Origin of the sequence: Sodalis sp. (in: enterobacteria) (assembly GCF_047607725.1) — a bacterium.
In the GTDB taxonomy this organism is placed as follows: domain Bacteria; phylum Pseudomonadota; class Gammaproteobacteria; order Enterobacterales; family Enterobacteriaceae; genus JBLKSS01.
The window spans coordinates 1-9,973 of the sequence record NZ_JBLKSS010000157.1 but is presented as its reverse complement, the minus strand read 5'-3'; the positions used below and the strand labels follow the sequence as shown (position 1 = coordinate 9,973).

General features: G+C 57.9%; 5 protein-coding genes and 7 pseudogenes. 3 read left to right on the top strand and 9 right to left on the bottom strand.

Annotated elements, in window-relative coordinates; genetic code table 11:
• From ACMX3H_RS14120 to mdtD, 8 genes and pseudogenes are all read right to left on the bottom strand, one after another.
• A pseudogene (locus ACMX3H_RS14120) lies at positions 1–409 on the bottom strand (IS21 family transposase); the annotation flags it as partial.
• Positions 410–504: 95 nt separating this feature from the next.
• Complete coding sequence (locus tag ACMX3H_RS14115) at positions 505–858, bottom strand: hypothetical protein (protein WP_415211289.1); 354 nt, start codon at positions 856–858, stop codon at positions 505–507.
• 181 nt (positions 859–1,039) lie between these two features.
• Positions 1,040–1,411 (bottom strand): annotated as a pseudogene (locus tag ACMX3H_RS14110) (diacylglycerol kinase family protein); the annotation flags it as partial.
• A 318-nt stretch (positions 1,412–1,729) separates the two neighbouring features.
• Positions 1,730–3,091 carry a tRNA 5-hydroxyuridine modification protein YegQ gene (yegQ, locus tag ACMX3H_RS14105; protein WP_415211288.1) on the bottom strand — a complete coding sequence of 454 codons (1,362 nt, stop codon included), beginning with the start codon at positions 3,089–3,091 and terminating at the stop codon, positions 1,730–1,732.
• 193 nt (positions 3,092–3,284) lie between these two features.
• A complete protein-coding gene (locus ACMX3H_RS14100) occupies positions 3,285–3,593 on the bottom strand; it encodes a YegP family protein (protein ID WP_415211287.1) in 309 nt (102 codons plus the stop codon).
• A 112-nt stretch (positions 3,594–3,705) separates the two neighbouring features.
• Positions 3,706–4,413, bottom strand: a pseudogene (gene baeR, locus ACMX3H_RS14095) (two-component system response regulator BaeR).
• Positions 4,406–5,780 (bottom strand): annotated as a pseudogene (baeS, locus tag ACMX3H_RS14090) (two-component system sensor histidine kinase BaeS). Before baeS ends, baeR begins: the two co-directional pseudogenes overlap by 8 nt.
• 34 nt (positions 5,781–5,814) lie before the next feature.
• A pseudogene (gene mdtD, locus ACMX3H_RS14085) lies at positions 5,815–7,229 on the bottom strand (multidrug transporter subunit MdtD); the annotation flags it as partial.
• Positions 7,230–7,785: 556 nt separating this feature from the next.
• Between mdtD and ACMX3H_RS14080 the strand changes: the two are divergent.
• Positions 7,786–8,739 (top strand): annotated as a pseudogene (locus tag ACMX3H_RS14080) (aldo/keto reductase).
• On the opposite strand, the gene ACMX3H_RS14075 reads toward ACMX3H_RS14080, so the two are convergent.
• Entirely contained in the window at positions 8,736–8,915 is a 180-nt protein-coding gene (locus tag ACMX3H_RS14075; RefSeq protein WP_415211286.1) for a hypothetical protein, read from the bottom strand. The pseudogene ACMX3H_RS14080 and the gene ACMX3H_RS14075 overlap by 4 nt on opposite strands.
• 518 nt (positions 8,916–9,433) lie before the next feature.
• Between ACMX3H_RS14075 and ACMX3H_RS14070 the strand changes: the two genes are divergently transcribed.
• Together ACMX3H_RS14070 and ACMX3H_RS14065 are read left to right on the top strand one after the other, a co-directional pair.
• Complete coding sequence (locus ACMX3H_RS14070) at positions 9,434–9,679, top strand: hypothetical protein (RefSeq protein WP_415211285.1); 246 nt, start codon at positions 9,434–9,436, stop codon at positions 9,677–9,679.
• Positions 9,680–9,808: 129 nt separating this feature from the next.
• A pseudogene (locus tag ACMX3H_RS14065) lies at positions 9,809–9,973 on the top strand (transposase); the annotation flags it as partial.

Here is a 9,973-nt window from a genome sequence, read left to right as displayed (position 1 = left end):
CATGCGCATGGAACGCCGCTGCTTCTTTTTCCAGTCACGGAACAGTGCACAGAACTGTGAGTAGCCGAGGGCATCACCGCCCACGGCGGCCTGATATTCCATCCAGAGCAGCTGTTTGGTCACGCCCTTGCGGCTTAACTTGGTATCGATATCAAGCCAGCTGGGTAAGGTCTTGATAGCCTTGCCAGATTTGCCGGGATAGAGCAGGCGGTCGAGGTCGACGGGGGACAGTTCCACCGGCAATGGCCAGACCAGGTTAGCTACCGTGAATCGGCCGAGGATATCGTGCACTGTGGTACAGCCGATGCCGAGCGATGGTGCGATTCGAGCGACGCTGCTCAAATTTCATGCGTAATACATTGATATAGATGCATACTTCTGTTATCGCGTTCTTCTTTTTACGTGCCATGCCATACCCCCGGAAGCTAAAAGTCTCCAGAGTATGGCGGAACAGAAGATGAGCGATCGGACAGAATYGGAATCGCTGATCGGGCGTGACCGGAATCAGTGATCGGGTGAAATCGGAATCAGTGATCGGACGTGACCGGAACCAGCACCCAGTTGGCCATAGGTAATAAGGGCCATGGTACGGGGCCTGCGGCGCAGCGACATCCACAGTAAAAATTTGGGGATGCGGAAAGTGATGGACTGCACGCTGAGGCGTAATTCCCCCTCTTTGGTCAGCACCAGGCCATTCGCGGTGCCGCGTTTGTCCTGATAGTGATGAATGATGACCACGCTATGGGCGCCCATCCAGCCGGTCACATAATATTCTCGTTCGCTGGAATTGATACGCAAATCGCTCACGATATGATCGATGGTATCGACGGCAAGCGTTGGCCAGGGGGTGGGCTTCACCCGCGCTGTAATAGAGTGACGGCGGCAACGTGGCGTCAGGGGTAAAGAGCGGCATAAAGGCATCCTGAGAGGGAAATATGGCATATAGCTTAATTCAGGTTGTTATACAGATTCCCCTTTAACCCGCCGAAAACTGTGATTAATGTGCGGAAGATCAAGTCAGCGCGCGCGTGGGCGCCGGTTTGCCGGCTATCGCCAGCAGCAGCGCTTTATCCAGCTCCAGCGGGAGGGTGCAGGCGGTGGCAAAATCATTGGTGGTGCCGAGCGGCAAAATGCCGAGGCACGGGCGCTGTTGTGCCGGCAGCAGCGTCAGGGCACCGGCGACTTCATTGATGGTGCCATCGCCGCCACCGGCGATGACGGTGGCTATGCCGAGCTCAACCGCTTCCGCGACATAGCGTTGCGCATCGCCCTGTTCCCACGTGACGCGAACGAGTAGCGGGTAGCCTTCCTGGCGATAAAATTTGACCGCCTGGCACAGCTCTTCATTGCCGGCGCTTTTGCCGTTAAGGATCAGGAGTGACGCCGGCTGTTTTAGCACCTGTGCTTCCATTGAGGCTGTTTCCTTGCTGAAATCGGATGGATGACCTCTTGCGGAGGCGGCATTTATTAAGCATAGATACTATCTTGGGCCACGGGAAAATCGAGCGCCGGCGAAAGGAATTATCCTGATGGGCGCAGGGATTGCCGGGGGTGATAATAGGGATGGAAAAGGAAAGGGAAAATAAAGTGCCAGCTCAAGGGAGGATGAGCTGGCAAAAGAGGTGGTCCTGGTGAGTAACTGATCATTGTTTTCCTTTTTTTCAGCAAACGGATTATACCCCGTTCCCGTCGATGGGATTGTGACCCAATTCTAATTACCGGATAAAAATCAGGCGATGGCGGCGTCTGGCCTGCCGTGCGGCTGACGGGTGGTGGTACCGTCAAGATTGCGCAACAGCAGCGCAAAGCGCACATTGACCTCCGGCGGCACCGGCAGATAAATCGTATGGCCGTTACCCGGCGCGACCTCAATGGCTTCGTCTTGGCCGTTGGTCATACTTTCTACTTTAAAGCGAATATTGCCCTGCGGCTGCGTCAGTTCGACGCTGTCGCCGCAGGAGAACTTATTTTTCACCCAGACTTCCGCCCGGTCGCCGCGGCGTTCGCCGACAAATTGCTGCCGGTCGGATACCGAGTAGCCATAGTCGTAGTTTTGCAGTTCCTGATGGGTATGGCGGCGCAGAAAGCCTTCGGTATAGCCGCGGTGGGCCAGCCCTTCCAGGGTGGTGAGCAGGCTGGGATCAAAGGGTCTGCCGGCGACGGCGTTGTCAATCGCCCGGCGATAGACCTGGGCCGTGCGGGCGCAATAGTAAAACGACTTGGTGCGTCCCTCGATTTTCAGCGAGTGTACGCCGATGGCCGCCAACCGTTCCACATGCTGCACCGCGCGCAGATCCCGGGAGTTCATAATATACGTGCCGTGCTGATCCTCGAAGGCGGACATGTATTCGCCGGGATGTTGACCCTCCTCAAGCATTAAAACCTGGTCCGTCGGCGCTCCTTCGCCCAGCGGCACGTTAATTTCCGTCACCGGGATAGACGCGTGGACGATATTGCCCACCTCGTCTTCTTTACCTTCATACACCTTGTATTCCCAGCGGCAGGCGTTGGTGCAGGTGCCTTGATTGGGCTCCCGCTTATTGATATAGCCCGACAGCAGGCAGCGGCCGGAGTAGGCCATACACAGCGCGCCGTGTACAAACACCTCGATCTCCATCTCCGGCACTTGGGCGCGGATCTCACCTATCTCTTCCAGGGACAGTTCCCGTGACAAAATGACGCGGCTCAGGCCGGCCTGCTGCCAAAATTTCACCGTGGCCCAGTTAACCGCATTAGCCTGGACCGATAAGTGTATCGGCATGGACGGAAACGCCTCGCGAACCAGCATAATCAGGCCGGGATCCGACATAATCAGCGCGTCCGGTCCCATAGCGATAACAGGCTGAAGATCGCGTAAAAAGGTTTTCAGCTTGGCGTTGTGCGGGGCGATATTCACCACGACGTAGAATTTTTTGCCCAACTGATGGGCTTGCGCGATGCCCAGCGCCAGATTCTGGTGATTGAATTCATTATTGCGCACCCGCAGGCTATAGCGGTGCTGGCCGGCATAAACCGTGTCGGCGCCATAGGCAAAGGCGTAGCGCATATTTTTTAGCGAGCAGGCGGGAGAAAGTAATTCCGGTGTCAACATGAGTCTTTCGTCTGATGTTAGGTCAGGCTGCCCTGCGTGGGCAGGCAGTATCGCGGCAGCGATTTTAGCGCCTAAAGGGGAAAAAAGCAGGAGGTAATGTCGGGGAGGGCGGTTTTTCCGCCCGCGGCTTGATCTCGAGCAATAAACGCCGCCGTGCACAACCAGACCGGCGCCGGGCGCCGGCCTGGTGTGGCTAGTGGGTCATATCCTTGATTTCCAGGGTAATGGCGAGGGCCATTGCTGCCCTGATACCCTGTTTTGCCGCCTTGAGCGAGTTATAGGGATCGCTGTGGCCTATTATCTGCTGATTTTTCCCGCGCCGCACAAAATAAGCGGCGTCATCGCTGTTCTGCTTCAGTTCATAATTGGTTTCATCCGGTGCTACGTACCGGGCGAAAGTGATGGCATTCTCGGCGGAGGCTTTGCTGGAAAACGTTTCGCTGTGGAGAATAGTCTCACCATTGTTCCCTTTTAGATGAAAAAGGAAGTGTCCATTTCGCACTTTTTGTAGCTAATAATGACCGGTTGACATACAAGCCCTCCTCTTCTGTTCGGCGCTTTCGCGCTCTTGGCAGTATAGGAGAGGATTCTGAATTTCACCGTGGCTGAATCGGTTATTTTAACTCGCAGGGGGTGGATTCCCAGCGATACCCCACGCCATAGACCGCCCGGATAAACGCCTCCTCCTCCGCCAGGCTTTCAAGCTTTCGGTGCAAATTTTTGATATGGCTATCAATCGTGCGGTCGGTCACCACCCGGTAATCGTCATACAGCTGGTTGAGCAAGGCTTCACGGGAAAAGACTTTTCCCGGCGCGCTGGAGAGAATTTTCAAAAGCCTCAGCTCCGCCGGGGTCAAATCCAGCGGCACGCCGCGGTAGCTGGCCTAGAAACAGCTCTCATCAATGTGGAGCGCGGCGGCCTGCCCGGCGGGCGCGCGGCTACCGCTGCGCCGTAAAATCGCTTTCACCCGCGCCACGACTTCGCGCGGGCTGTAGGGTTTGCAAATATAGTCATCCGCGCTGATTTCCAACCCGAGTAGGCGATCGATTTCCTCGGTTTTCGCGGTGATCATGATAACCGGCACGTCGGAGAAGCGCCGCAGGTCGCGGCACACGCTTAAACCGTCGCGGCCCGGCAGCATGAGATCGAGCAGCACCAGGTCGGCGCGCTCCGATTGCAGATAATCGATGACGCCGTCGCCGCGGGTGAGCCAGTGCGTGCGGTAGTCTGCCGCCTCTAGGTAATCCACTAGCAATTGTCCCAGTTTGGGCTCATCTTCCACCACAAGGATAATCGGCGTAGCGGTTGTATCTTCAGTCATAGACGGTTATGGGTCTGGGGTCGCGGGGTAATTCTAGCGTGATTTGCAACCCGCCTAAAGGCGAATCTGCGGCGCGGATTTGCCCGCCGTGCGCATCGACGATGTTGTGACAAATCGCCAGACCCAGCCCCGATCCACCGCTGGCGCGATTGCGTGACCCTTCCGTGCGGTAAAAACGTTCAAAAATATGCGGCAGCTGGTGCGGTTCCACGCCCGGTGCGCTGTCGAAAAAGCGCAGGGTAAGCGTGCCGTCGCCCACGACGCGCAGCTGACCGCCCTCATCGGTATAACGCAGGCTGTTCTCCAGCACATTATGGAATAATTGGCTCAAACGTTCAGCGTCGCCGAATACCGTGACCGACGGCGGCAACTGCTGGCTGAGCGCGATGTTTTTTAGCTGGAAACGGTCGGCGAAACCCTCTAGTGATCTTTCCAGCAGCGGCACCAGATCCAGCCTGGTTTTGCGGTAACTCAGCGCGCCGGAATCCGAGAGGGAGAGCTGATGAAGATCCGCCACCAGTTTCGTTAGCAGTGCCACCTCCCCCAGCAGCGAGCTCAACGATTCCGGTCCGGCGCGCCTGACGCCGTCCTGCAACGCCTCTAGTTCGCCGCACCGCCAGCAGCGTGCGCAGCTCGTGGGACACATCGGCCATAAACGCTCGGCGCGTGGCCTGATTTTTTTCGAGCGTCATCGCCAGCAGGTTGAAATCTCGCGCCAGCCGGCCTAACTCATCGCGCGAGCTTTCCGGCACGAGGGCCGAAAAATCGCCGGCGTCCAGCCTGTGGGTCGCCATAATGAGACGTTTGACCGGCGCCAGCAGACCGCGTGCGGTGAACCAGGCCCCCGCCGCCGCCAGTAGGGTGGCCAAGGCCACGATAAGCCAGCTGGTACGGCACTGCTGAGTGTCGAAGGTGATATCGGCGTTGCGGGTCAGCCGCTCTATAGGTGTGGACACCAACCAGCCGACGGTTTGGCCATCGGCGCGGATAGCATAGCGAGGCCCTTCAGTGGGCGGAGGGCCGGGCGGACCGACCAGTTTACGCTGGCGGTTATCCAGCACCCAAATCTGCGTGCGCCAGCCATGAGGCGGTAAATCTCGGCTCTCTTCGGCGCTCGGCTCAAACGAGCGCAGCAGCTGATACACCAGCCGCTGATTATTGTGCAGAAATTCCCAACTGCCGTGCAGGGCGTACTGCTCCGCCAGAGCGTTGCCGAGCAGGCTAATACGCTGGGTGTTGCTGCGTTTGATATAGTGGATAAAACCGTGCTCTAAACTGACCCTCACGCCCCACTGCATGGTGATGACCACCAGCATACAGGTGGTAAACAGGGCGAAAAACAGTTTGGCGGTGATCCCGTAGCGCATCAGGATCCCTCGCCGTTACGCTGGGCGAGCGTCGCGTTTTGTCCGCTTCCGCCGGCACGCGGGCGAAAACCAGCGCCGGCAGCGCAATGACCACCGCCATGCACATGTAGGTGGCGATCAAGACGGCATGCATGTTGGTGCTGCCGTCCAGGGTATGGGCCGGTACAAACAGACCAAGCAGTATGCCGGCAATGGTGACCCCGAGGCTCATCGACAGCTGCATAACCATCGATAACAGGCTGTTGCCGCCGCTGGCCAGCGTATCCGGCAGATCTTTTAAGGTCAGCGTATTCATTGAGGTAAAACGCATCGCATTCACCACCCCTTGCACCACCACCACGGGAATCACGTATAGCCAGCCCGCCAGGGCGACCAGGGGGAAAAGCAGATTAATCACAGCCAGTCCCAGCGTAGCGCCGGTCAACACATGCCGATAACCGAAACGGTTGACGATCTGCACTATCAGCCGCTTGGTGCCCATGCTGCCGATGAGCATCGGTATCATCATCAGCCCGGCGTGAAAGGGGCTAAAGCCGAGACCCAACTGCAAAAACAGCGGCGTCATGAACGGCAGCATGCCGCTGCCGATCCGCCCGAGCAAACTGCCGGTCAGGCCCAGGGAAAAGGTAGGGGTGTCAAACAGGCGCAACGTAAACAGGGCATTATCGTTACCGCGCGCATGCAGGTAATAACACAGCAGCGCCAGCACGCCGACCACCACCAGCGCCGCCACGTTGGCCAGGCGGATATCCAGGCTCTTATGCCCGTCAAGCGCCAGCGTCAACGTCGCTATGCCCAGCGCCAGCAGCAGGAAGCCGCCAAAATCGAAGCGCCGGGTTTGCATGGTGTAATTGGGCATCAGCCACCAGGTCACCATGGCGCCGATAATGCCCACCGGCAAATTGATGAGGAATATCCAGTGCCAACTGGCATACTCCACCAGAAATCCTCCCAGCGCCGGTCCCACCAGCGGGCCAATCTGGCCCGGCAGGGTGACGAAGGCCATCGCCGCCATATACTGCGCCCTGGGGACGATTTTCATCACCGTCAGCCGGCCAACCGGCACCATCATCGCGCCGCCAACCCCTTGCATGACCCGGAACATCACCAGCTCTTGCAGGCTTGTGGCGCGCGCGCACAGCAGCGAGCCCAGGGTGAACAGTACAATGGCGCTGAAAAACACTTTTTTCACCCCGAAGCGATCCGCCAGCCAGCCGCTGGCGGGCAGCATTACCGCGACCGTCAGCACATAGCTGACGATGACGGAATGCATGCGCAGTGGGCTTTCGTTGAGGCTGTGCGCCATCGAGGGCAGGGCGGTATTGACGATAGTGTATCCAGTGTTTGCATAAAAAAGCCGAACGCCACGGTCCAAAGCTGCCAGCGCACCGTGGCGGATTGAGCGGGCGGTGTGTGTTCCGTGCGGGAACGAAACAAAAGCCTGAACATAAAACGCAATTACCCCTCTTAGAACTTGGGCGACGGAACGCCGGCGGTGCTGCTGCGCACAGAGTGTATCAAAAAAATAGCCCTTGGCGGCAGGGGCGCCGCCCACCGCGCTCGCGGCTATGCCGCCGGCCAGGTTCCGCCGGCAGGAGAATAACGCGCACGCCGGCAGTCTGCTGCGTTGTCGCGGACGGTGCCGTTTTCGCGGTTCACGTTCACTGCACTGTAAAATGATATTAAGTGTAGCCAATGGCGATAGGGGAAAAATGGAGGAAATAAGGAGGTCTCTCATCTAGCGCCAAGTGCCGCGCGCATCCGCCCCGCGCTCCCGCGGAGATCCAACCCCTAGGCCCGGTGGTGTGGATAGGGGTTGCATTAATGGGTTTTCCGGCACTGCGCTCATGCGCGGGGACGGGGTGAGGCGGTAATAGGTTGTTTCATGCCCTCCACCGAAGCCGCGATTGGCTATTATAAGGTAACGCTTGGGCCTAAGGCGATCAGGGCCAACCTGTCATGCGGGCGTGCCCGGTCGGTGTTAACGCCAAATAAGGAGATTGCGATGGAACAAAGAACGCTTGGCCGTTCAGGTCTACAGGTGCCCAAGCTGGCCTTCTGCGGTAATGTTTTTGGCTGGACCGTCGATCGCTCCACGTCGTTCAGTATTCTCGATGCGCTGTTGGACAACGGACTGAATTTCATCGATACCGCCGATGAATACTCCCACTGGGCGGCGGGCAACCAGGGCGGTGAGTCGGAAACCCTCATCGGCGATTGGTTAAAAAAGAGCGGCAACCGCGATCGGATCATCCTGGCCACCAAGGTGGGAATGCCGATGGGCGAGGGTAAAAAAGGGTTATCGGCAGCCTACATTCGTCAGGCGGTGACCGATTCGCTACGACGGCTGCAAACCGAATATATTGATCTTTACCAAGTGCACACCGATGACGCTTCGGTATCACTCGAGGAAACGTTAAGCGCTTTTGATGCGTTGATCAAAGAAGGGAAGGTACGGGTTATTGGCGCCTCCAATTATAGCGGTGTGCGTCTGGCCGAGGCGTTGCGCATCAGCGAACAAAACGGTTTAGCTCGCTATGAATGGCTACAGCCGGAATTCAACCTCTACGATCGGCGTTCGTTTGAGCAGGATCTATAACCGAACCTGGCCGCCCATGGCGTCGGGGTCATCAACTATTGTGCGCTTGCCAGCGGCTTCTTAAGCGGAAAATACCGCGCGAAAGAGGACGCCGGCAAAAGCGCGCGCGGCGCGACGGTTATCGGACGCTATCTCAATGCGCGCGGGATGCAGATCCTGCAGGCGCTGGACGCCATTAGCGAAGCCTATCGGGTGACGCCGGCACAGATAGCGCTGGCCTGGCAGATGAAGCATCCCGCCATTACCGCACCGATAGCCAGCGCAACGCCGCTGGCGCAGCTAGCGGAACTGGCGGAGGCGACCCGGTTAACACTGAGCGACGAGGATTATCGCACCCTGGATGAGGCCAGTGCGGGCTAAAACAGCTTCACCGCCAGGTCGGCGGGGTGCTCGCGTCCATGTTTGAGTAGATGATCGAAGGCTTTTTCCGCTCTTATCAGCGCCTGCAGAAATTCCTCCGGCGATAAATGTTCCGAACGGCCGGTCGTATACGCCAGCGCCAATTCCTTTGCCTGATAACAGGAAAAATTATACATAACGCGCACCTGTCGACATCCGGGTAAAAACGGTTCGGGCGCTCCGATCCCCGCGGACGAACCGCGGCAGGACATCCACCCGCCTAAGAAAACGGCTCTATGATAGCGCAACGGCGACGCCCTGCGGATGGCTTATACGAATAGATTCAATCGTTAAAGCTTATGACGCCGTCGCGCTCGTTGAACGTATCTGATAGCCCTGCGCCCCGCACCGACTTGGCGTGCTAGCACACCGATGGTGGCCGGAGCAGTGGAGGAACGCCAAAGGGCAGGCGACGGGGAGGCGGGAGTCCGTGTCGAGCGCATCCTTTCGGTCATGCGGTCTGGCGAGGCCGCCAAGGAGAAGCGGCTTTCGCTCCATTATGGGGCGTGGTATGCCGGTGCGATCGTTTGAGGTGCGGAGCGTGCGACTTTTTGGTGCGCCCGCCTTTGCCGCCGCACCGCACACGTCCCGCGCCCGCTGGATCAGAATTTGCATCTCGCCTTGCCATTAGCGCATTTCCAGGATGTTAAACCGCATGTATAACCCGTTACCCGCCGCCGCGTCGCTCTCCGCCAGCCTGTCTGAGCCGGAACCAACCGGCTGGTTGGGCGAGCTGTCGCTGGATTTCAGTGTGCGTGACGGACGTACGCTGTTAAGCCGCCGCCGCCGCGGGCCGTTTACCGTGCAGCGGCCGTTCTATCCCGAGGACGGCCTACCCCATGTTTATCTTTTGGTAAGCGTACGTCCAGCGCCGTCTGTTAATTCCCCATCAAGTTATTGAAGATGATGTCCATTATTTTTTTAATGGGCGCAATTCATGAAACAAACCCCACCAAAACCCTCAAGACGTCGTCCCAATTTCCCGCTGGATTTTAACATTAAGCTGGTTGAGTAGGCGCTCCAGCTCGGCGTATCCATTGCCAAGCTGGCACGGGATAACGGTATCAATGACAATTTGCTGTTCAACTGGTGCCAGCTCTACCGTCAGGGCAAGTTCGGTGTCCAACCTAAAATCCCCACTACACAGCAGGCTGAGCTACTGGCGGTTACACTCACCGCCGAACCATCACCCTTA

Bases quoted from the DNA above. Each gene is read 5' to 3' on its own strand.
- ACMX3H_RS14075 (WP_415211286.1), bottom strand. From the start codon at position 8,915: ATGTATAATTTTTCCTGTTATCAGGCAAAGGAATTGGCGCTGGCGTAT.
- yegQ (WP_415211288.1), bottom strand. From the start codon at position 3,091: ATGTTGACACCGGAATTACTTTCTCCCGCCTGCTCGCTAAAAAATATG.
- ACMX3H_RS14070 (WP_415211285.1), top strand. From the start codon at position 9,434: ATGTATAACCCGTTACCCGCCGCCGCGTCGCTCTCCGCCAGCCTGTCT.